21 protein-coding genes are annotated in these 23,711 nt (G+C 56.8%); 8 read left to right on the top strand and 13 right to left on the bottom strand.

From position 1 onward, the window contains the following. Positions 1–13: 13 nt before the first annotated feature. The 7 genes from KO538_RS20860 to KO538_RS20830 all read right to left on the bottom strand — a co-directional run bounded on the left by KO538_RS20860 (position 14) and on the right by KO538_RS20830 (position 7,443). Positions 14–676, bottom strand: coding sequence for a hypothetical protein (locus tag KO538_RS20860; RefSeq protein WP_072454331.1), 663 nt, complete (start codon positions 674–676; stop codon positions 14–16). A 213-nt stretch (positions 677–889) separates the two neighbouring features. Next, positions 890–1,885, bottom strand: a complete 996-nt coding sequence (locus KO538_RS20855; RefSeq protein ID WP_219329529.1) for a PHB depolymerase family esterase — start codon at positions 1,883–1,885, stop codon at positions 890–892. Between the two features lie 84 nt (positions 1,886–1,969). Beyond that, on the bottom strand, positions 1,970–4,174 hold the full coding sequence (locus KO538_RS20850) for a TonB-dependent receptor (protein ID WP_219329528.1): 2,205 nt from the start codon (positions 4,172–4,174) through the stop codon (positions 1,970–1,972). Between the two features lie 148 nt (positions 4,175–4,322). Beyond that, positions 4,323–5,144 (bottom strand): alpha/beta fold hydrolase, encoded by an 822-nt coding sequence (locus KO538_RS20845; protein ID WP_219329527.1) that lies wholly within the window; start codon positions 5,142–5,144, stop codon positions 4,323–4,325. A gap of 116 nt (positions 5,145–5,260) precedes the next feature. Continuing rightward, positions 5,261–5,899, bottom strand: coding sequence for a TetR/AcrR family transcriptional regulator (locus tag KO538_RS20840; RefSeq protein WP_035825265.1), 639 nt, complete (start codon positions 5,897–5,899; stop codon positions 5,261–5,263). A 94-nt stretch (positions 5,900–5,993) separates the two neighbouring features. Next, positions 5,994–6,950 carry a bifunctional helix-turn-helix transcriptional regulator/GNAT family N-acetyltransferase gene (locus KO538_RS20835; protein ID WP_219329526.1) on the bottom strand — a complete coding sequence of 319 codons (957 nt, stop codon included), beginning with the start codon at positions 6,948–6,950 and terminating at the stop codon, positions 5,994–5,996. A gap of 70 nt (positions 6,951–7,020) precedes the next feature. Beyond that, positions 7,021–7,443 carry a hypothetical protein gene (locus tag KO538_RS20830; protein ID WP_219329525.1) on the bottom strand — a complete coding sequence of 141 codons (423 nt, stop codon included), beginning with the start codon at positions 7,441–7,443 and terminating at the stop codon, positions 7,021–7,023. A 133-nt stretch (positions 7,444–7,576) separates the two neighbouring features. Between KO538_RS20830 and KO538_RS20825 the strand changes: the two genes are divergently transcribed. Beyond that, entirely contained in the window at positions 7,577–7,783 is a 207-nt protein-coding gene (locus tag KO538_RS20825; RefSeq protein ID WP_219329524.1) for a DUF1993 family protein, read from the top strand. A 74-nt stretch (positions 7,784–7,857) separates the two neighbouring features. On the opposite strand, the gene KO538_RS20820 is transcribed toward KO538_RS20825, so the two are convergent. Then, positions 7,858–8,574 (bottom strand): SDR family oxidoreductase, encoded by a 717-nt coding sequence (locus tag KO538_RS20820; protein WP_219329523.1) that lies wholly within the window; start codon positions 8,572–8,574, stop codon positions 7,858–7,860. Positions 8,575–8,737: 163 nt separating this feature from the next. On the opposite strand from KO538_RS20820, the gene KO538_RS20815 reads away from it, so the two are divergent. From KO538_RS20815 to KO538_RS20795, 5 genes are all read left to right on the top strand, one after another. Next, a complete protein-coding gene (locus KO538_RS20815; protein ID WP_034760055.1) occupies positions 8,738–10,042 on the top strand; it encodes an MFS transporter in 1,305 nt (434 codons plus the stop codon). A gap of 83 nt (positions 10,043–10,125) precedes the next feature. Next, complete coding sequence (locus tag KO538_RS20810; protein WP_219329522.1) at positions 10,126–10,689, top strand: cysteine hydrolase family protein; 564 nt, start codon at positions 10,126–10,128, stop codon at positions 10,687–10,689. 424 nt (positions 10,690–11,113) lie between these two features. Beyond that, entirely contained in the window at positions 11,114–12,694 is a 1,581-nt protein-coding gene (locus KO538_RS20805) for an isocitrate lyase (protein ID WP_219329521.1), read from the top strand. A 709-nt stretch (positions 12,695–13,403) separates the two neighbouring features. Beyond that, positions 13,404–14,141, top strand: coding sequence for a LemA family protein (locus tag KO538_RS20800; protein ID WP_046685382.1), 738 nt, complete (start codon positions 13,404–13,406; stop codon positions 14,139–14,141). Continuing rightward, positions 14,138–15,871, top strand: a complete 1,734-nt coding sequence (locus KO538_RS20795) for an MAG1210 family protein (protein WP_219329520.1) — start codon at positions 14,138–14,140, stop codon at positions 15,869–15,871. The genes KO538_RS20800 and KO538_RS20795 overlap by 4 nt, the downstream gene beginning before the upstream one ends. On the opposite strand, the gene KO538_RS20790 is transcribed toward KO538_RS20795, so the two are convergent. The 3 genes from KO538_RS20790 to KO538_RS20780 all read right to left on the bottom strand — a co-directional run bounded on the left by KO538_RS20790 (position 15,868) and on the right by KO538_RS20780 (position 17,017). Next, positions 15,868–16,080, bottom strand: a complete 213-nt coding sequence (locus KO538_RS20790; protein WP_219329519.1) for a hypothetical protein — start codon at positions 16,078–16,080, stop codon at positions 15,868–15,870. The genes KO538_RS20795 and KO538_RS20790 overlap by 4 nt on opposite strands. Before the next feature lie 107 nt (positions 16,081–16,187). After that, positions 16,188–16,622 carry an STY0301 family protein gene (locus KO538_RS20785; protein WP_219329518.1) on the bottom strand — a complete coding sequence of 145 codons (435 nt, stop codon included), beginning with the start codon at positions 16,620–16,622 and terminating at the stop codon, positions 16,188–16,190. Between the two features lie 8 nt (positions 16,623–16,630). Next, entirely contained in the window at positions 16,631–17,017 is a 387-nt protein-coding gene (locus KO538_RS20780; protein WP_219329517.1) for a BPSL0067 family protein, read from the bottom strand. A 37-nt stretch (positions 17,018–17,054) separates the two neighbouring features. Between KO538_RS20780 and KO538_RS20775 the strand changes: the two genes are divergently transcribed. Together KO538_RS20775 and KO538_RS20770 are read left to right on the top strand one after the other, a co-directional pair. Continuing rightward, on the top strand, positions 17,055–17,474 hold the full coding sequence (locus tag KO538_RS20775) for a type II toxin-antitoxin system RelE/ParE family toxin (protein ID WP_257620478.1): 420 nt from the start codon (positions 17,055–17,057) through the stop codon (positions 17,472–17,474). A 31-nt stretch (positions 17,475–17,505) separates the two neighbouring features. Next, positions 17,506–17,925 (top strand): addiction module antidote protein, encoded by a 420-nt coding sequence (locus KO538_RS20770; protein ID WP_219329516.1) that lies wholly within the window; start codon positions 17,506–17,508, stop codon positions 17,923–17,925. 325 nt (positions 17,926–18,250) lie between these two features. Here the strand turns inward: KO538_RS20770 and KO538_RS20765 are convergent, their stop codons facing one another. Both KO538_RS20765 and KO538_RS20760 read right to left on the bottom strand, forming a co-directional pair. Further along, positions 18,251–19,159: an AbiJ-NTD4 domain-containing protein gene (locus KO538_RS20765; RefSeq protein ID WP_219329515.1), complete on the bottom strand. Its 909-nt coding sequence runs from the start codon at positions 19,157–19,159 to the stop codon at positions 18,251–18,253. Between the two features lie 80 nt (positions 19,160–19,239). Continuing rightward, positions 19,240–22,299: a metallophosphoesterase gene (locus tag KO538_RS20760; protein WP_219329514.1), complete on the bottom strand. Its 3,060-nt coding sequence runs from the start codon at positions 22,297–22,299 to the stop codon at positions 19,240–19,242. Positions 22,300–23,711: the final 1,412 nt, after the last annotated feature.

Here is a 23,711-nt window from a genome sequence, read left to right as displayed (position 1 = left end):
GAGGGTGCGCAGCTTACAGCACTGGCGGGCAAGTCACATTCCATGCGTCATACTGGGCACCGCTCTTGCGCAGCCAGACACGGGCGTAGCTGTCGCGGTCGCTCTTGAACACGAGCGCATAACGCTCTTCCGCACGCGGTGCGGCGGCGCCCACGTCGACGGCCGCCAGCGAAAACTTCAGCGCCCGCAACGGGGCGCAGGCCGTATTGCCAGCCATCAGCAAGCGCGCCCGTTCCAGCAGCGACTTTTGATAAAGCAACACGCCTTCCAGTTCCCCATCGGGGACACGCTGCAGCATGCGCACGGGTTCAGCCACAGGCCGGCAGGTGCCACGGTCGAGCCAGGCGTAATACTCCATCCCCGCCTCCTGCCAGCGCGCCTGCTTGCCCTCGCCGTGCAGCACGAACTTGGTGCGCTGCGTCCGGCACAGTGCGCCATGGCCGCGATACGGCGACGTTTCCACGCTGCCCACCACTTCGCTGCCGCGTCCGCCCACTACGGGCACGCTCTCGAACACGGTGCGCGCAGCCGGCTCGCCCGGATATTGCTGCGCATAAAACTCCAGCAAGGACGCGCGCTGCTGCGCATCGACCGCCACCGCCTCGGCGGCATTGGCAGGGAGGCACAGAGCCGACACGACACACAGCGCCAAGGGGCGCACGAAATAAGCTGGCATGTATCCTGGCATGGCATTCCTTCAATCGACGTTCAGGGGCGGGTATCGCCCAAGCGCAGATTATATAGTTAGCAGGAAATACCGGGAGAAGCGCGCGTCAGGACGTGTGCAAGCTGACGTCCTCGGGCGCGACGGGGCACAGCGCACGTTCCAGTATAAAAATGGGGCGCAATCGCTGCGCCCCACTATCCAAGCTGCAACTTCCTCACGCCATCAGCGCTGGTAATTCTTGAAGAAATTCCAGCTGATCACGGTGGCGTCCGGGCCCAGTTCATCGCTGAAGGGCCATCCGGGAGGGCCGCCGCTCCATGCGTGGTTCATGCCCTCGACCGTGTATTTTTGCGCGATGACGGCGCCGTTGCGCAAGTATGTGTCGACGGAGTAGCTGCGGCCGTACGGCACCGTCTGGCGCACGATGCTGTCGGCACGGTAGCGCACGCTATCATTGTCGAGACCATCGTCGCCATAATCGCTGGTCTGCAGGAATTGCTCGATGGTTTGCTCGCCGTTGACGGGATTGACGACGATGTCGGACGTGCCGTGGAACACCATCGTCGGCATCAACCGGCGCGGCGAGCCGGAGCAGCGCCACGCATCCTTGCCCCGCACTTTCGGGTCGAACGAGCTGCCGTTGAACAGCGAGTCGGCAGCCGTGACCAGGCCGATGGCGCCCTTGTACATACCGCCCGAATGCACCATCACGGCGGCGAACACGTCCGAGTAACAGGCGGCCATGATGGACGCCATGGCGCCGCCCGCCGAGATGCCCGTCACATACACGCGGCTATCCTGCACCGCATATTGGTTCTTGACCTTGTTCAAGATGCCCATCAGCACGGCCGGCTCGCCCGTGCCCCGCTCCTGGTTCAGCGGCAACATGAAATTCCAGCAGCGCATGGGATTGGCCGTGACGTTCTGGCGCGGATAGACGACGATGAAGTTTTCGCTGTCGGCCAGCTGGTTATAGCGGCTGACGGCGGCCATGCTGTTGGGCTCGGAACCGCAGCCGTGCAGCATCAGCACCACGGGCAGCGGCGTGTTCGGATTGTAATTGCTCGGTAGCCAAACCTGGTATTCGCGCGATCCCCACAGGCTTGCGTACAGGCCGAAGTCCCACTGTCCAGCAAAGGCCGGCAGCGCGGCCAGCAAGCCGCAGGCGGCGATGAGTGCGGATACGAAGTGACGCAGTTGGTGATGCAGATGTGCCATGCCAGTCTCCTGATTGTTATTAAGGACGAAAACAGCGACAACAAACCAGCCTGGCGCTAACCAGGCTGGCACTTCAACAACCTTTTAGAACTTGTAGCCGGCCTTGGCGATGATCTGGCGCGGCGGACCGTAGAAACCGTCGAGGATGAACACGGCCGGAATGTTGTAGCCATCCGTGCGGTAGCGTTTGTTGCCCAGGTTGCTGCCGTGCAGGCTGAAGGTCCAGTTCTTCGGCGCTTCCCACACGACGCCAGCCGTCCAGATGCTGTAGCCGCCCTGCGCCAGCGTTTCGCTCAAGTCCGTGGTCGGGTAGACCTTGCTGCGGTAGCCATAGCCGACCATGCTGCGCAAGGTGCCGCCGACGATGCCGCGGTCCGTGCGCGTCAGGTTCAGACCCACTTGCCGGGCTGGCGTATTGCTGAACTTTTGCGTATCCGCGATATTCCTGCCACCGCTCATGAACTCGTCGTAGCTGGCGTTCAGCAATGCAAGGAAACCGTTGACTTCCCACTGGCGGTTCGGCCGCCACGAAAATTCAAACTCGGCGCCTTTCACGGTCGCCTTGCCCGCATTCGTGAAGTCGCCATAGAAGCCCGGCACGCCGCCCGGCTGCACATAGCTGGTAAACACGGACAACTGGATATCCTTGTAGCGGTTGTAGAACAGGGCCACGTTTGCGTCGAACGTATCGTCCGGCGCCGCGTATTTCATGCCCACTTCCAGCGCGTCGAGTTTTTCATCCTTGTACGGCCGCGCGGAATCGGGCACCACCAGGTTGTTGGCGCGCACGTTGTAGCCGCCCGACTTGAAACCGCGCGACAGGTTGCTGTAGAAATTCGTCGTCTTCGACGCTTCGTAGCGCACGGACAATTTCGGCGAGGTATTGCTGACTGACAAAGATTTGTCGAAATCGGCCGCCGTCTGGATGGGCCGCGTAAAGCCCACGTCCGCAAAAGCGCGGTTGAGCACGATGGCGCGCTTTTCCTCGCGCGTGTGGCGCAAGCCCGCATTGATGCTCCACACCTTGCCCAGCGGCCAGGTCCAGTCCGTGTACAGCGCCGTGCTGTCCGTCTCCACCGTGCTGACGGCGGCCGTGAACTGGCGCCCCAGGAAATTGTTGTAGATGCCGCCGCCGGCCGTGCCTTCGAAGCGGTACAGGCCGATCACGCCGGCGCCGTAATCCCCGCTGTACGAGGCCTGCAATTCCAGGCTCTTCTGCTCGTCGCGCGAGTCGCCAAACACGTCGGCAATCGGCTGCGGCAAGCCGTCGAAGTCGATGGTTTGCTCGGACGTGCTGCGCCGCTTGGCGCCGATCACTTTGACGGACCAGTCGTTCGACAAGGTGTAGTTGGCCACCAGCGAGCCGCCCCGGTTGTGCGTGAAGTTATGGCCCGGCATGCCGCTCTGGATATCGTACGCATCCGTGCTGGCCGGCCGCTTGAGCGGGTCGAACGCGCTCACGCCCATGCGCTGGAAGCCGCGCACGCCGGACTTGTCATCTGTGGCGTCCAGGCTCAGCACGACGGTCAAAGGGATGTCTTGCGGAAAATAGCCGACGGACAGGCGCGCGGCCGTGCTGTCCTGGTCGCTGACCTGTTCGCCATTGAAAGTGTTGCGGCCGAAACCATCGCGGTCCAGCTTGGCGGCGGCCAGGCGCGCGCGCCAGGTGCCGCTCTCGTTGGCCAGATTGAAGGCGGCCTTGAAATTGCGCTGGTTGTAGTTGCCGATACCCACTTCCGCCGACGCGCCGTTTTCCTTCGCCAAGGGGCGCGAGATGTACTTGATGGCGCCGCCGATGGTGTTCTTGCCGTACAGGGTGCCTTGCGGACCGCGCAGCACTTCGATGCGCTGCACGTCGAACACGTCGAGCAAGGCGCCTTGCGGCCGGGCCATGTAGACGTCGTCGAAATAAATGCCCACGCCCGGGTCAACGCCCCAGACGGGATCGGCCTGGCCCACACCGCGAATGAAGGCCGTCAAGGTGGTGTTCGTGCCGCGCGACGCGTACACGGTCAGGTTCGGCACGCGCTCCTGCAAGTCGGCCAGGTTCTGGATATTCGCCCGTTCCAGGGCCTTGGCGGAAAACGCCGTGACGGCCAGCGGCACGTCCTGCAGGCGCTCTTCGCGGCGGCGGGCAGAGACCGTCACGGTTTCCATGCGTTCTTTCGCCTCGCTGGCTTCCTGGGCGCTGGCGGCGGTGGCCGGGATGGTTTCCTGCGCCTGGGCCTGGGTGGCAAAAGCGCCGGCAACGGCGAGGGCGGCGGGCATCAATTTCAAAGCAAGTTTCATAGCGTCTCCAATGTCAGGCTTGCCTGCCACCAGGGAAGACGACCGGATGCCAGGATCGCAAGACGTAGCGGTACCCGCGCGCGCAATGCGAGCACCTGCCCTGCGATGACTGTTTCCCGGCCCTCGGCCCGTGCGGCGAGTGGCCTGTTTATTTTGAATTTATAGTAAGGAAGGACTGCAACAAGGTATTCACACGCTGCGCCTGGTCCAGGGGCGTGGCGTGGCGCGAGTTCGCGATGATCTCGATCTCGCACTGCTGAAACTGTGCGGCAAAGGCCCGCTTGCTGGCGACGGGCGTGTAATCCTGGTCGGCCGCCATGATGAAAACGGGCATGGCCAGGGCCTGGAAGTGAGGATCGATATCCCAGTGAAAAATGGCGTCCAGCGCGGCCAGGTAGGCGCGCTTGTCCATGCCCGCCATCTGCGTGGCGAAGCGCTCGACGAGGGCCTTCTGGGCAGGATCGGGAAACAGCTTCTTGCCGATGATCTTGCCCATGGTTTTCAGGCCAAACGTGGCGATCACCGTGCGGCGCAGCCAGTAGGCAAACAGCAGCGCGGCAGGTTTTCTGCCTTGGAACGGTTGAGAATTGATCAGGCACAAACTGGCCACCCTGCCCGGCGCACGGTTGGCCATTTCCAGGCCCACCATGCCACCCAGGGAAAAGCCGACGATGTGCGCGCGCGGCACGTCGAGCTGGTCCATCAGATTGAAAAGGTCGTTGGCAAAGTCGCCGATCTGCCAGTCGCCATTCGGCGCGGGACTGGCGCCATGGCCGCGCAGGTCGGGCACGATCAGACGAAAGGTACCGCCAAGGGCGTCGATTTGCGGGCGCCAGTCTTCGGCGCAGGAACCGAGGCCGTGCAGCAAGAAAACGGGCTCTGACTGCGCGGCTTCGCCCTGCCCCGTCTCAGTTCCGAGACCCAGGTCGAGGTAATGCAATGGAACATCGGATGTCGTGTGACGCCGCATTCTGTCTCCTTGCTGTTGAACATGCTTTGTGTTCAGGTGCAGGAATATGTTTTCCCGCTGTTGGAAAACATAATACGGAATCCGAATTCCGATTTCAAGTTAAATCGCTAAATAGTTCAAGTCAGGTAATTTAAAGCAACACGCACCAGTTCATCCTCGAGCGCCGCACCCGACAAAAAGGACAGCGAGCCCGTCAGGGTGTGCTGGTTCAGGATGCCCAGCAGCACGGGCGGCACCACCATCATCGCCTGTGTCGGGTTCGGGTGGCGGATGCTCGATGACTTGCTGGCCAGCACGGCTACAGTGCGTTGCGAGATCAGATGATTGATCTGATGCACCCTGTCGCGAAATTGCGCATCCTGCGACGCGCGCGTGATCAGGGCCCGCAAGACGCCGCTGCGCCCGCCATTCACGGCCACGAACATGGCCACCATGGCGCGGATAAACTCTTCCAGGCTGCGCCCTTCCCACTGGCGCAGCTCCGTCAGGGTCTCGACCTTTTCCACCATGTCGGAAAAAAAGCGCTGTAGCAGCAAACGGCTCAGGGTGTCCTTGTCGCCCAATAAACGGTAAAACGTGCCCACCGAGGTTTCCGCCAGTTTCGCCAGGTCGGCCACGCCGATTTCATCGAAACGGTTTTCCGCCAGCAACTGTTCACCGACCTGCAGCAGGCGCTCGAACGCCTGCTTGCTGCGCGCCTGGGTGGGCTCGGGGGGAACGATCATCTGCGGGAAGGGCATCGGAAAGGAAGGCATGCGGCGTCGGCGTCTCTCGATAGTGGAACCGTGGTTCCGTTATGGGTGCGCGTATTGTAACGCGGGAGACGGCCAATGGGTGCGTTCAAATGTGCTACCTGCCCTGCCACTCCATGTAGACGTCGGCGCGCTGGTAATGGGCGTCGCCGGCCGGCCGCGCCACGTGGACAAAACCGCTGCTTTCATACAGGCGGATGGCGGGCGCCAGCTTGCTGTTCGACTCCAGGAACAGCAGTTGCGCACCGCTGGCCTCGAAGGCGTCGAAAGCCCGTTCGATCAGCCGGCGCGCGATGCCCAGGCCTTGGCACTCTGGCGTGACGGCCATCTTCGACAGCTCGATGCTGGCGTCATCGGCGCGGATCAGCGCGCAAGTGCCGACGATCCTGCCATCGAGGCGCGCGAGGAAAATCTGCCCGCCAGCGTCAAGGATGGAACTTTGCGGATCGGACAGTACCTTGTCGTCGAGCGCCTCGACATAGAAATACCGTTCCAGCCAGGCGATATTCAGGCGCTTGAAGTCGGCCGCATAGGGCGCCGCGTAATCGATGATCTCCACGGCGGCCCGCTCGCGCTGGCGCCGGCAGGCGGCGATCGTCTCGCCGAAACCTTGCGCATGCAGGCGCGCTTCCGCCCGGTCCAGGCTGGCCATCAGTTGCGGCGTGCACTGCTCGAACACGCTATCGACGGCCGCGCGCACGTCGTCCCACAGGGGCGCCATATCGCGCAGCAAGGCTTTCCCGGCGTCGGACAGCGCCAGCAGGCGCCGCCGCTCATCCTTGGCGTCCGGCATTTCCACCACCACGCCGGCATCGAGCAGCTTGCGCCCCAGCTGCACCACCACCGGATGCGTCTGCCCGATCTGCGCGGCCAGGGCCGTGATCGATGTGGGGCCGTTGTCGCGCAGCAGCAATAACAAAGGGAAACAGCGCGACGTCAGCTCGACGCCAGCCGCCACATAACTGGTATCGACACCGGCATACAGTTGATCGGAAAGACGGCGCAGGCGGCTGGCCAGCATCAGGGAGCCGTAGGTTTGCAGGGTGGAGGTCATGATTAGCAAGATATATGTAAGCAGTTACGTATACCGTAACGTAAACCAGCTTTACCGGTCAAGCGCAGACTTACTCCTCTTCCATTGCCTCTTGCAGCCTGGTCTGGAATACCGCCTCGGCCAGTTCGCCCAGTCCCGGCCACACTTGCGTCAGCCAGCGCCTGCCCTCCTCGCTCGGCTCCACATACGGCGCGTCGCGCGTGGCGCAGGCCAGGCCGATCGCGATGACCTGCCCCGCATTGTCCAGGCCGCCGGCGATCATGGCGTCGATGGGCAAGGCGATCAGCTCGGCAGTCAAATGCGGACGCAGCAGGCAGGCGGGCGCGATGATGGCGAACGATGCTTCCACATAGCTCCAGCAGTTGGTGGGCCAGTGGGCGGCTTTCACAGTGTCCAGGAAGACAGCATCACTGAGCGTTTCAGGATGGGCTTGCGCCTGCGCATAAAAGGCGGCAAGGGCGACGAGTTGGGGTGGGGAAGTCCAAGTGGGCATAGCGCATGATCCAGAGGGCGCCGCTCCTGCTTGGCGGCAATGGCGGACTGTAGCATGTTCAACCGGCACGCTGAAACACGGCTGGCCCGGGCATCCTGCCGGCATCGCTCTCGCCCTTTTAATGAGGAAATCCATGTCGGTCTACGGCATCACCATCCCCGGCTTTGCACAGATGCCGCGCTCCCTGACGACGCTGTTAGCCAAAGGCGAAGAACGCGCCCAGGCGCTGGGTTTCGATGCGAAAAACCTGCTCGACGCGCGGCTGGCGCCCGACATGCACACACTGGCGCGGCAGGTGGAATCACGTGCACCCAGGCGCAGGAAGCCGTGTGCCGGCTGACGCGGCAAGCGCGGCCCCAGCTCGTCACGCCCGCCAACATGCGGCAAACCAGGGCGCTGTTTCAGGCGAAAAACCTAAAAGCGCTCGTCACGCAGCGCCGGCATCACCAGTTCGCGCACGAACGAGGCATTCGACAGGCTCAGCAGCATGCGCACGACGGCGACGACGTCATGCACGGGGATCAGTTCGCCCTCGCCCCGCGCGGCAGCGTCCGCCAGCGGCACGGCCAAGCCGTCATAGGTATTCAGGTAGCCCAGCTGCAATGCCGTCACAGCCAGCCCCTGCTCGCGGAAACCTTCGCGCAAGGCGTCGGCGATGCCGTTCAGGGCGAATTTCGACGCGCTGAACGTCACTTCCGGGCGACCGCTCTGGCGCAAGCCGGACGTCGACCCCGTGAGTATCAGCTGCGGCTTGCTGCTGGCCAGCAAGCGGGGCACGAGGCGCTTGAGCAGCAATATCGTCGCCGTGATGTTGGTATTGACCATGTCGACGATGGCGTCGTCCGCATCGCCGAGAAAAGCGTAGTCATCGCTGAACGCCTTTTCTTCCCACACGCCGAGGTTGTAGATCACGGCGTCCAGTGCGGCGGGCGCTTCGCGCGCGATGCATTCGACGGCCTCGGCGGGTGCCGCCAGGTCCGCTGCGATCCATTGCAGCTGCGTGCCCTGGCCGGCGGGCAAGTCGGAGGGTTGCTGGCGCGATACGCCGATGACGGCATGTCCGTCAGCGAGCAGACCATCCACCAGCGCGCGTCCCAGGCCCCGGCTGGCGCCCACGATCATGATGTTCATGCAGTATCCTTTCCAATGAAGTCAACGCTGATGATAGCGGCGTTGTATTAAGCACAGCTGAGGCTGCTCCCCCTACCCGCGCGCCTGTCACAGCATTTACTCACGCGGCGGAAATGCGTATGCTAGATCTGGCAATCTCCGATAACACACAAGAACGAGACACATGCCTACTTCCAACACCGCCGCAATCAACGCCGCAAGCCGTCCCCTCACCCAGCAAGACTACAAAACCCTGTCGCTGGCCGCCCTCGGCGGCGCGCTGGAATTCTACGATTTCATCATCTTCGTCTTCTTTGCCAACGCCATCGGCCAGTTGTTCTTCCCACCGGAAATGCCGGAATGGCTGCGCTTGCTGCAAACCTTCGGCATCTTCGCCGCCGGCTACGTCGTGCGTCCGCTGGGCGGCATCGTCATGGCCCACTTCGGCGACTTGCTCGGCCGCAAGCGCATGTTCACCCTGTCCATCCTGATGATGGCCGTGCCGACATTGCTGATCGGCCTGCTGCCAACGTATGCCACCATCGGCCTGGCCGCCCCGCTGCTGCTGCTCTTGATGCGCATCTTCCAGGGCGCGGCCGTGGGCGGCGAAGTGCCGGGCGCGTGGGTGTTTGTGTCCGAACACGTGCCGAGCCGTTTCACGGGCTTTGCCTGCGGTGTGCTGACGGCGGGCCTGACGGTCGGCATCCTGCTCGGTTCGCTGGTGGCGACGGGCTTGAACACCGTCTACACGCCGGCAGAAATCACCGATGGCGCCTGGCGCTATCCATTCCTGCTGGGCGGCATCTTCGGCTTTGGCGCCATGTATCTGCGCCGCTGGCTGCATGAAACGCCCGTCTTTGCGGAAATGCAGCAACGCAAGGCGCTGGCCACGGAAATGCCCTTGAAATCCGTGCTGCGCAGCCACCGCGGCGCCGTCGTCGTGTCCATGCTACTGACGTGGATGCTGTCGGCCGGCATCGTCGTTGTCATCCTGATGACGCCTGCCCTGCTGCAAAAAATCCACCACATCGCGCCGCGCACCACCCTGGTCGCCAATACCGTGGCGACACTGTGCCTGGCCTTTGGCTGCATCATTGCCGGCATGCTGGCCGACCGCCTGGGCGGCAAGCGCGTGATCTTCGTCGGCTCCGTGCTGCTGGCCATCAGTACGTATATCTTCTACACCACCGTCGGCAGCCGCCCCGACCTGCTGCTGCCCTTGTACGCAATGACGGGCCTGTTCGTCGGCGTCGTCGGCGCCGTGCCCTACGTGCTCGTGCAAGCGTTCCCGGCCCAGGTGCGCTTCTCCGGGCTGTCGTTCTCTTACAATTTGTCGTACGCGATTTTCGGCGGCCTGACGCCCGTGGTCGTGACCCTGATGCTGAAGAACAACGTGCTGGGCCCCGCCTATTATGTGATCGGCGTGTGCGTGGTGGGCATGCTGACGGCGCTGTTCATCAAGGATCAGCGGCAGACCGTGGGACGCTAGACCCGCTACCCTCCGCCAATCACTCCGGCACTATTCCCCAGGCAGGCGCCAAGTGCGCCTGCCATCCATTCCAGCCTACCGACATGCATGCCCACCATCCCGCACTGATCATCATCGACATGCAACAAGGCATGGCCAGCCCTGCTGCCGGAAGCCGCAACAATCCCGCTGCGGAACACCAGATTGCCGCCCTGCTGCAAGCCTGGCGCGCGGCAGACGCCACCGTCGTGCATGTGCGCCACATTTCCAGAACGCCAGGCTCGCCCTTCTGGCCCGGCCAACCCGGCGTGGAATTTCAGGCAGCGCTGGCGCCTTTGCCGGAGGAGCATGTCGTGGAGAAAAATGTGCCCGATGCCTTCATCCACTCGGGACTGGAACGCTGGCTGCGCGTACGCAGCATCAGCAAGCTCGTCATCGTGGGCGTCAGCACCAACAATTCCGTGGAGTCGAGCGCGCGCACGGCGGGCAATCTGGGCTTAGCCACGCAAGTTGTCGCCGATGCGTGTTTTGCATTTGCGCAAGTCGATTATGCGGGCACGCCGAGAACGGCGGACGAGGTGCATGCGATGGCGCTGGCCAATTTGCACGGCGAGTATGCGCAAGTGGTGACAGCCGCGGACGCGATCGATGCGCTGTCCCGCCCCTGAGCTGCGCCGGCGCACCATCTTGCCCGCCAGGCTGTTGCCGGCACACGACAGTCACGCTGGAATAGCGCCCCCGCAAGGCCTCCCGCCCACTCCCTGCAGACATGCACAAGCTTGCGCCACCTTCGGGTGGCTTTTTTTCGTCCCGATTTGTCGCGCTGCACCAAAATCTGAAAAGACGTTTCACATCGCGGAATTTCCGACAGCAGACTCAGCCAGCAATGCTCTCACTTTTTGAAAATTCATTTCATATCATGAAAAATATTAATTAATACCATTAAAAACAAAGACTTAATTTAAGTTATATGTCTTATATAAGACTTGAACATCGACACGGATAAGCCTACTATTTAGTCATGCAGTTCGCATCGACACAGCGGCGCACTCGACGATTTTCTCAAACTTAGTTTTTCTTTAGGAGATACACATGTCCCAATATCAAGACGACATCAAGGCTGTTGCCGGTTTGAAAGACCAACAAGGTAGCGCCTGGAACGCCATCAATCCCGAGTCCGCCGCCCGCATGCGCGCCCAGAACAAGTTCAAGACGGGCCTGGACATCGCCAAGTACACGGCGAAGATCATGCGCAACGACATGGCCGCCTACGATGCGGACCCATCCAAGTACACCCAGTCGCTCGGTTGCTGGCACGGTTTCATCGGTCAACAGAAGATGATCTCGATCAAGAAGCACTTCAACAGCACCGACCGCCGCTACCTCTACCTGTCCGGCTGGATGGTTGCCGCCCTGCGCTCCGAGTTCGGCCCGCTGCCAGACCAGTCGATGCATGAAAAAACCGCCGTCTCGGCCTTGATCAAGGAGTTGTACACTTTCCTGCGCCAGGCCGATGCGCGCGAACTGGGTGGCCTGTTCCGCCAGCTGGACGCGGCTCAAGGTGCTGAGAAGCAAGCGATCCAGGCCAAGATCGACGGCCACGTCACCCACGTCGTGCCCATCATCGCCGACATCGATGCCGGTTTCGGCAATGCCGAAGCGACCTATCTGCTGGCGAAACAATTCATCGAGGCGGGCGCCTGCTGCATCCAGATCGAAAACCAGGTGTCCGACGAGAAACAATGCGGCCACCAGGACGGTAAGGTCACGGTGCCGCACGAAGACTTCCTGGCCAAGATCCGCGCCATCCGCTACGCCTTCCTGGAACTGGGCGTCGACGACGGCATCATCGTCGCCCGCACCGATTCGCTGGGCGCCGGCCTGACCAAGCAGATCGCCGTCACCAATGAACCAGGCGACCTGGGCGACCAATACAACGCCTTCCTCGACTGCGAAGAAGTGTCGGCCGACGCGCTGGGCAATGGCGACGTCATCATCAAGCGCGAAGGCAAGCTGCTGCGTCCTAAGCGCCTGCCAAGCAACCTGTTCCAGTTCCGCGCCGGTTCCGGCGAAGAGCGTTGCGTGCTCGACTGCATCACCTCCTTGCAAAACGGCGCCGACCTGCTGTGGATCGAAACGGAAAAACCGCATATCGCGCAGATCGGCGGCATGGTCAGCGAAATCCGCAAGGTCATCCCGAACGCCAAGCTGGTGTACAACAACAGCCCGTCGTTCAACTGGACCCTGAACTTCCGCCAGCAAATCTTTGACGGCATGAAAGCGGCAGGCAAGGACGTGTCCGCCTACGACCGCGCCCAGCTGATGAGCGTGGAATACGACCAGACGGAACTGGCGATCGCCGCCGACGAGAAAATCCGCACCTTCCAGGCCGACTCGGCCCGCGAAGCCGGTATCTTCCACCACCTGATCACCCTGCCGACCTACCACACGGCAGCCTTGTCGACGGACAACCTGGCCAAGGAATACTTCGGCGACCAAGGCATGCTGGGCTACGTGGCCGGCGTGCAGCGCAAGGAAATCCGCCAGGGCATCGCCTGCGTGAAACATCAAAACATGTCCGGCTCGGACATCGGCGACGATCACAAGGATTACTTCAGCGGCGAAGCGGCGCTGAAGGCGGCTGGCAAAGACAACACTATGAACCAGTTCTGAGCTTTTGGATTGGCTGTAAAGTGAAAAACCCGCTTCGGCGGGTTTTTTTTCGTTATCCGAACGGCAATCCCGCTTGCTGATGGATGTTAATGCTTGATAGGCATACCGCGAATCGATAGCGCCGATGCTAACGGCAATCGATATCGTTCTACCCGGCCGTGCTGCCATTCCTCTCATTAAATTCGTAAAAATTAATTAATACTGTCGTTCATCCAGCTCGACAGTATTACTTCACGGCTGCATTGCAGACCCTTCCTGCATTTCCTCTATTTGCCGATGGCAAAGCCTTAAAAAATTCTCGATCATTTATTTCTCCGCAAGGTCCAGCCTGGCGCAGCCGAAGATACGGTGGAGCGCGTGATTGCCTACCGGCCCAGAAGGAATTGATTGGGACGCTATGGCCGGCTGGAAGCGGGTGTCCCTTATCCAGTGCCCGCCTCCCTGCTGCCGGGTTTATGCAAGCGGCTGGCTGAAAATTGGCCGCACCGGAAAGTATCGAGGATTTCCCCCGAAACTTTATGTGAAATATCGGCTTGACCGCCCTTGATAGGGTCTCATCCTTCAAGATATGATGACAAAAAATTGATTTTGGGAAATATACACAATACACCGACATTTCGCTCCCGCACTTAAAAAGCTAAAGCGAAATATTTTGCAACCAAGCGAGAGTAGCTCAATAAGAAACACTCAATACAAAGGATTTTCAAGCATGGCAAATGATTTGGACGAAGTAACTGGCCCGATAAATGAGCAGGGGCGCGACATCAACGTCATCAGCAAGCAGATTTCCGTCCAAGTCGGCACCGGGTCGCTAATATTTGAAATCGCCCTGTGGACCGTCCTTCCGCTGATCGGAGGCTTGGCGCTGCTGACCGGTGCGTTGCCGCAAACGTACAGCTTGGCACTCCTGGTGCTGGGGGCACTGCCAGGCCTGGTCTTCCTGTTCATGAAGATCTCCGCCCTGGCGTATCTGCGCAAACTGCAGCAGAAAATCCAGGCCGATGCTTCACAGATCGACAATTACCTGGAACAGCGCGTCGTCGTCCTGAACAACGTGGTTGGCCTGGTCGCAAAAGCGATCGACCTCGACAAGGACGTGATGAAGTCGGTAGCGGCTTACCGGAGTGGACAAAACCCCGATGCCGAACGCAATCAGGCATCCCAGAAAATCGACGGGATTTTTTCCCGCATCAGCCTGGCGTGCGAAGCCTATCCCGATCTGAAGGCACAAGCCGTCATCGCCGATGCCATGCGCCAAAACAGTTATCTGCAAAAGGAAGTGACCGCCGCGCGCACGCTGTATAACGATACCGTTGGCATGTGGAACCAGGACGTCTTTGCCTGGCCGACCAAGCAGATCGTTGCGGCGCGACAAGGTTATACCACGCGCATTCCTTTCACTGCCTCCGCCGAAACCAAGGCTGCCGCCCGGAGCGTCTTCTTTTGATCAACGACGTCCATGAACCATTGGAGCAGTATTCCTTCCATTTCAAAAATGCTCACGCCAGCAATACGTCGGACTTTTTCGAAGACCTCGTGCGCCAGTCCGGCGTGGACGAGAACACCAACATCACGACGGTGCAAGAACTACGCGTGCTCGAAAAGCAGGCCGCGGGCGCCGGTTCCAGCAACAAATGGTGGCGTATTCTGCGCGGCGCCAGCATCGTGGCCGCGTTACTGGCGGCGCTCTATATCTACGCCTATCACGCATGGCCATGGCTCATGGTCCCGGCGATTGCGCTTGCCGCTGCGATTCATACGCTCAACCGCATCATCAACGATTCCGACGCGCAGTTAAAGCGGCTGCAGGATGCCTGCGACGAAAAGCGTGCCGTGGCCTGGGGCCAGATGGTGCCGCTGAACCGCCTGTACGACTGGGATATCGTGGCGAAGCTGATGCAACAAACAGTGCCTCGCATCGCATTCGACCCGTATTTCAGCAACGGCCGCATGGAAGAGCTGCGCAACAGTTTTGGCTGGTATGGCAATCTTGGTGAGAACCACTCGATCGAGTTCTCGCACAGCGGCGTACTGAACGGCAACCCGTTCATTCTTGCACGCACCTTGTCACACTCGATGGGCAGCAAGACATACCATGGCTCGCTGGCTATCAGCTGGACGGAACAGTACCGCAATTCGCAAGGCAAATCGGAAACCAGAACCCGTCACGAAACTCTGCGGGCATCGATCGAGCGTCCGATGCCCGAGTACGAAAACCAGACATTTATCGTCTACGGCAACGAAGCGGCGCCGGATCTCGTGTTCAGCCGCCACCCTTCAAAACTCTCCCGCCTGGAGGACGGCTTCCTCGACAAATGGAGGAAGAATCGCGCCATCAAGAAGCTGGAAGAAAAGTCCCGCGATGTCGACGAGGGGCATACTTTTACGGTGATGGCCAACCGCGAATTCGACGCCTTGTTCGATGCCACGGACCGCAACCATGAAGTCCAGTTCCGGCTGTTGTTCACGCCATTGGCGCAACAGGAAATGCTCAAGCTGCTCAAGGATAGTCAAACAGGTTTTGGCGACACCTTCGTATTCGAAAAAACCCGCATGATCAACGTCCTGGAATCGGGACACATGCGCGCTACCGATATCAGTGGCGCACCGGAGAAATTTCTTGCCTACGAACTCGCCCAGGCGCGCATGTTTTTCAACGCCTATCACAACGATTTCTTCAAGTCGTTCTACTTCGGGATCGCCCCGCTGCTTGCCATCCCCTTGTACCAACAGCATCGACCGCACTCGGACATCTATAAAGACACGTATTCGCACAAACCCTGTTTCTGGGAGCATGAAGCGATTGCCAATTACCACGGCGAGGCGATGTTCAAGCATCCCGAGTGCGTCACGCGAAGTATCCTGAAGACATCCATGCAACAGGAGGCCGACGGATCGCAGAAAGTGCAGGTAACGGCCAGCGGCTTCCGCAGCATCGCGCGAACCCACTACGTCTCGGTGAGAGGCGGAGATGGCCGCTCCCATCAAGTTCCAGTGCATTGGGACGAGTACTTCGAGGTCGAGAATAGCGCCAACATGCTGGTAAAGGAAACGGCTTCGCCAGGCAACACTGCTGCGGATGATGTCGCGTTGCCGCCGGCGTTTTCACAGCGTGGCATCGATGCCGGGAAGACCGTGCTTCGCCGCTCGATTGTTTCGGCGGTTTTGGCTGGTTAGGGCAGCTTCGCGGATTGCGTGCAGATCATCGTCAGCATCGCGGTAAATTCGGTGATTACGGTGATGGCGGGGTCGATTGCGGGGTTTCTGGCCCAGCGGCCGGGCTGGGTGGCGGTGCAAAGTGGATGATGGGGAGTGTTGACGGGGTTGGCGATGAAGATGGCGAATGAGTGCAGGAAATAGAGAGCCGATGATGAGCTTTTGCTCACGCCACATACCGCGGCCAAACCAGAATGCCGTTCAGTCCAAGCTGAACGGCATTTTTATATTGAACACCCGCAGGCCTTCCAAGCGATACCGTCGAGATCAAAATGACTTAACGGCAATCGATATCGATCTCGTTCTGCCCCGCCTTGCTGCCCTTCCTGTAGGTCAATTCGCAAACGCTGACACTGTCATCCATGCGCCTCGACAGCGTTACTTCACCATGCACGCCATAGCTGCATTGCAGCCACTTGCCGTCCGGATAGCGGCCTTCCAGACGGTAGCTGAGCGTCGTTTGCCCTTTCTTCTTGCGCTCCGCGCTGGGCACAAGCTGCCCCCTGCGCTCCGGTGCACCATCGATAGGCGCTGCGGCGCTCAGGTAGAGCGGGCCATAGATATACGGCGTCCAGCCGGACGGTATGGCAGTCAGGCTGATCGATGTTGCAGGCACGCTCGCCGGGCAAGCGAGCGAGGCGGCCATCGCACTCTGCGTGAACACAGAGAAAATGCAGCAGGCGGCGCTGATCAACAAATGTTTATGTTGCATGGACACCCCTATTCAATGACGAAAAAAGCGTCGGCATTGTTGCTGGGATCGATATGCAAGCCATTCTTGTACTGCCCTTTGGAGCGCAAGGTTCGAGAAGTCACGATGCCCAGGCGCTTGCCTGTCCACTGATCCATGACGAGGATACCGTCCAGGGTCTGCCCCATATACAGGGCCGCGTGATTGCCTTGCGGATGATTCGCATACTTGCCGTTGATGAACGTGGCAATGGCCGTGCCCTTGCGTAGTAGCCGATTTCCCAGCACGGCCTCCCCTTGCTTCCAGGCCAGTGTGGCAGGCGCGCCCGCGTAGTGGCGGACCAGCGCGACGCATTGATGATTGCCCACCATGGTGGTTTTTTCCAGGTCGTCGACTTTGGTGTAGGTGTAAGACATGTGGCTCTCCGGGGTTGGTGGGAGAGGCTTACGATACATGGAGGAAACTATAGGGGGATTGAGGAAGGGCAAGGTTTGCGGGTGGAATAATGGTTGCGCAAATTTGATTGCGCTTCTGTATTCGAATGAATACAATGATTTTATGAAGACGGTTAAAAAAACCAGAAACTTCAGCAACTGGCTGTCCGAGATCAAGGACGACAGGACAAGGGCAATCATTGCCCAGCACATCGTCCGACTGGAAAGCGGGCTAGGTGACGTGAAGCCGGTGGGTGGCGGCGTCCGTGAACTACGCATTAATGTAGGGCCAGGCTGGCGCGTCTACTTCATTGAAGTTGAAGGGTATGTGATCGTGTTGCTCGTTGGAGGCAACAAGAGTACTCAGACCGCCGACATCAAGAAGGCCAGGCAGATGATCAAGGAATTGAAGACGTCTGCCACAAACCCGAAAAAATAATGGCGACCCGAAGCAATACAGGAGGTGCATCATGACTGAACACAACATCAAATTGTCCGACCTTGAAGGGCTGGATCTGGAAGACTTCGATCCTGCGGAATATATCACCAACGATGAAGCGGCCGCTGCCTACATCACGCAAGCACTGGCAACCAACGACTCCGCCATATTTGCCGCCGCCATTGGCGATATCGCCCGTGCGCGCGGCATGAGCGATATCGCCAAGGCGGCGGGATTGGGACGAGAGAGTTTGTACAAGGCACTGCGCCCGAATAGCCAGCCGCGCATGGAGACCATGACCCGTGTTCTGGGGGCTCTTGGGGTGCGGCTGGTGGCGGAGGTTGTTGGGCCTGGGAAGGGGGATAAGGTGGATGGGGCTTCCAAAAAAGCGGGGGCTGCGAAACTGCGCTCGCGGGGCAAGCCGGCGGCGGGGAAGCCAGCAGCGGCCTAGAGCTAGGGCGGCCGTTTGGGCACGGATTGATGCTTTCGGCGCCTAGAAGTTTCTTAGGCCCTTGTCGGCATAATTGCATAGTTTAGCGGGGAAATCGAAGGGGCGGACCTACCGGCCCTCTTCGAATCAAGCAACTGCTACCCCTGCACGGGCAGCTTCACACGCCAAGGGCGTGCGTTCTCGGTTTTAATCAGGTTCTCGACTGAGGTGGCCTATATCGTGCCCAATGCCTCAGCCCGTGTACGAATGGACAACTTGACCCTAGCGTCCGTTTTAAAATATACCGCTGCGCAACTGAGTAGCGGCAAGAAAAATCCTTGTGATTTTAGAATGGAATTTCTGTGTCTTGCTGCTTTGCCAGATCGAACAAGAAGATTATTTGAGAGGCACAGACTGCTAATACATATTCGGTTACCTCCAAAGTCGCGGCCCCACCATTTGCTCCGCCATGACCGATTCCGTTGCCCCCACTGCGGTAGCCGTATACGCCTGTTATGGTTTGTATTAGGGTTTTAGGTACATCTATTTCAGCCGATGCCCCCAACCACTTTGCCAGGTCACCCAACGTACTCGCTTTCGCGGCCGGGAATAATGCCTTTCCGGCGGCTTCTACCGCGCACACAGCCTCTTTCACGCAATTTTCCAAGTCAGGATTTTCAGGCTTGCGGAAAAATTGTAACGCTTTTTCGTAATGTCTTCTTGCGTTCGCAAGGCGGGCGTCACCCAGTACTACTTGGGCTTTAGTAGTTGTACCCACCGTATGTTTTCGCCCTCGCCTCCTGACTGCTCCTTCGCTGAACTCGAACGCTAGTTCCTCCTCAAGAAAAATACGTTGAAGCTCGTCCGATATGTAACTCTGCACAGCTGACCTTGTTTTCGTAACTGTATAACTGTATTGCTCTTCGCATCCGACTTCAATTGCAAGGTGCGAATGAAGTCGCTCACAAAAATCATATACTCGATCCCAAGGCAATTTTTCTAAGGCTGTTAAAGCATCACCTTTTGCTTGTTCATTGCTGGCAACTTTCCCAACTTCATAGATGACGGGTGGAATTCTGCCAATGCGTTGCAGTTCACGTGCTAGGGTATGCCAACCTGCAACGCACTCATTTTCCACCAAGTCGAGCAGTAAATGGAAAATCCCAATGCGCGCAGTTTTAGGAAATTCCCTGTCGATTTGATGGGAAACGCTGTTGTTACGTGAAGAAAAAGGAAGCTCTTGTATAGTCGCCATTCTGATAACTTTAGTACCCTTTTCCGTTGCAAATATCGACTTATAAAATCACAAGATGGCCATAAAAATATTATAAAAATTTATTTCTTTGAAATTAGCTTGGTATCCCGACCCGCGGACTCAATTACCTTAGTATTTTGCATAGAAATTTTCAGCATGCTACATAAACGATTTTTCTCAGAAACATCGGTATGGAAAAGATAAAGATGGTTTACACCAAGGGCCTGTAAAATTTGGAAAGCAAAATGATTATCCTTAAGTTCTTTAGCCAGTTTTTCAATTTCCACGAGAGGGATTGCCCCCGGGCGCACCAGGCGTGTCCCGATATCTATTAACCGATAAGCAATTGTAGGATTAGAGGCGACTAATGTAGATACATCGTCGCGCAACTTGTCCGTCGCGACATAGTAAGCGGCGGCGCTTACAACGGCCGTTCCCAGCCAGCCCAAAAAATTAACGGCCACTTTTCTAGCCAGTTTCTTTCGTTCATCTAAAGTTATCTTTTTCTCGTCCTTAAAAGCCACAGACTCGATATAGCTTACAAAACCATCCATATCGCTGGTGATTTCCTGAATTTGAAGATTCAGTGCGCGTAGAGGGCCATCAAAAACCTCTTTCAGTAAAGTTGCCTTAAATGGCTTTTCCAAAGAACCGTAATAATTCTTGAGAATCTGGCCAAGTATTTCAGCAGTTTTAAATAATAAGATAAACTTTGCGACAAAATTCAATTCGCCATTTTCATCTGGAGTTGCATCAGGAATTTGGTCAGCAACCACGTCCAACTCATCTGCGCGCGCACGTGATTTTTCTTGGTTTCGGTCGATATCCGGGGCGGCCAGCACCAGATCAGAGGCGTTGGAAACTAATTGATTTATCGTTTCCGCATCACCGTTAAAGTGCATCGGTTCGCTATCTGAAAAACAGCCTTTCACCACCCCTATTATTTTCTCAATTATCCATGAGTCGCTATCGTGATGCGTCAGGAACAAGATAGCACTCGCATTCTCCCGTAAGTAAAGCTTACTACAGGCTTCTTCTACCCACTGCCGAATTTCTGGTTCTTTGTTGATTTTTATCGACAAGTATTTTCCGAGAAAGAAATAGAATACATATGGATAAGCAAAACTATAACAGTCACCGCGTTGGCTTAATAAGCGTGCGCGGACCAAAATCAATAACCTTTCAGCACAGTCTACGGAAGAAAACTTATTGGAAAATCCGTCATTAAAAAATTTAAATTCCGCCTTGCTTATCTCCCGAACCTTCTTTTCCTGCATAAACCAAGTGAGATGCGCAAGGTAATTATAGTGTTCATTTAATTCTTCAGCCGTCACTCCCGCCTGCCCCAAGCTCTTAGTGATAAGAAATTGGTAATAATGACTAAAACCACTATTTTGTATTTCTCCATGTTGATGTTGATCGCAGCTCTGCAAAAGTATGAGCAGATAAATTGGCAATTGCGGTACCAGATTCCGTCCGATCACCGTATTTATAATACTTTCAACTTGATGTACACGCTTGTCTAGTTCGGCTAACGAAGTTAACTGCCCTAGGCCACACCACTTTTTAACCATCCTAAGTCTTAATTTTTGCCCAAAGCGAAGCATTTCGTATTTCGGAAACTTCTGCAACAATTCGCTTGCCGAGGATGAGGCCAACGATGATATTTCGAAAGACTGTGCTGCGGTAAGCACTACACTACCAAAATGATTTTCCGCATAAACCAATAGGTGAGGAATAGCCGAAACTCCAGATTTAAAACGGTCAATATCGTCAATCAAAAGAATGCGTTTTTCTTTTGGGACAGAAGATAATAGTTTATGGTTTACATATTGGGCTTCAATAAACCGATTTATTCTAACCTCAAGGTCGCCCGGAGACTTCACATTGTTTATTTCTGCTGCCTTCACGTATACCGGGAAGTAGCCCAGTGAAAACAACCGCTTTGTATAAACGTGAAGTAATGTGGTTTTCCCGCCTTTTTCTTCACCAATTATCAATGCAGAGGCCATAGCCTTTATTCTATCCAGAACTCGTTCTGAAGATATTGAGACCACGCGCCCAGGCTCATCATGCTCCCAGTCTTTCAAGTCAGGGAACACATATATATCATCGATTAATATTTCACTTTTATCTGGATGGATAAAATTTGCACCGGGATTGTTTAGGTCCGACACCCAACTTGAGCGAAGTTCGATAGAGCTCCTACTTTTTTCTGCGGCCGTCGGGAAATCAAGAATTACCCCGTCATCCATTTCCGAAATATCAGTAATACCGATTAAATAACGCTGAATAAAGACTTGACGGGCTTCCAAATCGAATAAATAACTCGCGTATCCAGCCTCTGCATTTTTTTCGTGTGGCTGCAAAGCCATCGACTCAAAGTAAAGCGAGGAACCCGTTAAATCATCTTCTATCTTACCGGCATTGCCAATGTGCTCGTGTCCATTCAGGACAGCTGTTGCGTGGCGACGGATGTCCGTACGCATCTGATGGTAGGACTGTTGTTGATGCCAATTATAGGGCTGATGAAGAAGCGCAATACGAAAATCTGATGGGGCCGTTAATTGGGAATTGAATTCTCCAATTGGATAAACTAGTGTACCTGCGTTTTCAGGCAGTCTGGACATCCACGCCGCGTTAATCGCTGAAATTCTAATCTTTTTCTCGTTCAGGATAACTTCGTATTCTGTCCAGAGTGGAGAATCAAAGATAGGTTCAGGCCCATTCATTTTTTCTCGAAAGGCAAAATAATTTTCTTGAACCTTCACGCATTGTTTTACGAAATCTGAATTCTTGGATGACTCTTGGTCTTTGATAATACTATCAATGATTAATTCTCTGACGGCGTCCTTCGGTTTAAGAACACAATCGTGGTTTCCAGGCACCATTAATAGATGCACCGGCTTGCCGGTTTCTACTATTAGAGCTTCTCGAATTGTCGTTAGAAAAGTTTCGGCAACCTTGTACTCTTCTTGACTACCCGAATAAGCTATATCGCCCGTTACGGTTATAAGAGTTAATTCTGCTTCTCGTGCACGAAAATAGTTCGATGCAGCAATTTCTGTGGCTCGCAGCAAGATGGAATCGGTATTTTTTTCAAAATGGATGTCGCTCAAATGCAATACATTTATTTTCATTATTTAACTTTTATTTGATTAAAAATTTACTTGACTGTATAGCGACAACATTTACTTTTACACATTTTAACCTACCGCTAGGGGCAGGTACTTACAAATTACTCAATCTACACTAAATTTAATTTTTGGCAAAATTTTTGGTTTCTGACGCAAAAAATTTTCTATGGAAAACCTGTATGCTCTTTCAATGCCATAGGGACGAGAGCTAAGGAGCAAGGTTCAGGTCTGCCATTCGGTCACGGACTCACGCAAATGTGCAGAGCCGCCAGGGTCAGGTCCGCCATTCGGACACAGACTGATGCGCTGGGCGCTGTGGAAGCTTGCTAAGTCGAAACCCAATTAGAACCACGAACGCGCGCCTGCGGCGCGCGGGGCTGCCGCGCAGCGGCAGCAGCCAGTAGATTCGGAGAGGGCCGGGCCGGTAGGCCCGACCCTTCGAATCCCCCGCGAACGCCCCGCAGGGGGCGTGCTTCTCTCCGCGTACAGACGAAAAAAAAGCTACCCGAGGGTAGCTTTTTCTTTTTTCGTCTGTGGCGGAGAGGGGGATTCCTATCATTGGCAGAAACCTGCGCCCAGTATTGAGATTGTGCGAACTCGAAGTGCAACATCCCCCAAAACATGCCTCTTGATCAGCTGCATCAGAATTCCCAGGCGGACTTGCAACTTCACGTTGCGGCCTGCGGTGTCCGTTTAGCATTTGGATGGCGGTACGCCGCAGCCAGGGGCGGTAACAGCCGCCTCCGGACAACTCCGCTTCGAACGGTCGTTGTGCTGGCGTCACGTGCCTCAGCGTTACCTTCTTCCGCAGCGCCCCAAACGCACTCGTCCATACACCGCCATGCTGACAGTCGTACTGCGAAGGCTGTCGAATCGCGTCGGGGGCGGCGGCTTGCAAATCGGGCGCAAGTTGTACGTGAAGCATCGGCGCACATGGACGGTATTGGGGTTGGGTTGTCACGAGCTGAGCGAGACGTCCCCGTAGAACAAGCAGATTTTCGCGAAGCGAGAAAATGACTTGCTCCCAGCCGACCACTCATCGCATGTCGCCGAGGCTGGCTTGCCTCAGATGCCCATAGGCAACGCCAAGCAGCGTTAGCAATTTCCAAAGGACAAAAATCGTGGGAAGCTACAGGTCTCGTCGATGTCTGGAACCTGAAAACCTTCCCCTCGAATACGAAGCCACTTTTTGCAACCCAAGCAACAGGCAGATTGGGTGCTCGCCAAGCATCCCTTTCCAACGTACAGCGAATTGGGAAGTTAAGCATGAAACCCGGCACTCTATCCATCGGCCGCGCGGAACAAACGGCGATTATACTGTATCGTGGCATAGCGACGATGCGTCGACTAGCGCTATAGGTACTTGCACCACTCTACAACGACATGGTGCACATACAACCTCACGATGCAGCCAG

It is taken from the genome of Janthinobacterium sp. NKUCC08_JDC (assembly GCF_019345575.1).
GTDB classification, from domain to species: Bacteria; Pseudomonadota; Gammaproteobacteria; order Burkholderiales; family Burkholderiaceae_D; genus Janthinobacterium; species Janthinobacterium aestuarii.
The sequence above is the reverse complement of the archived record's forward strand: the minus strand, read 5'-3'. Positions and strand labels throughout refer to the sequence as shown.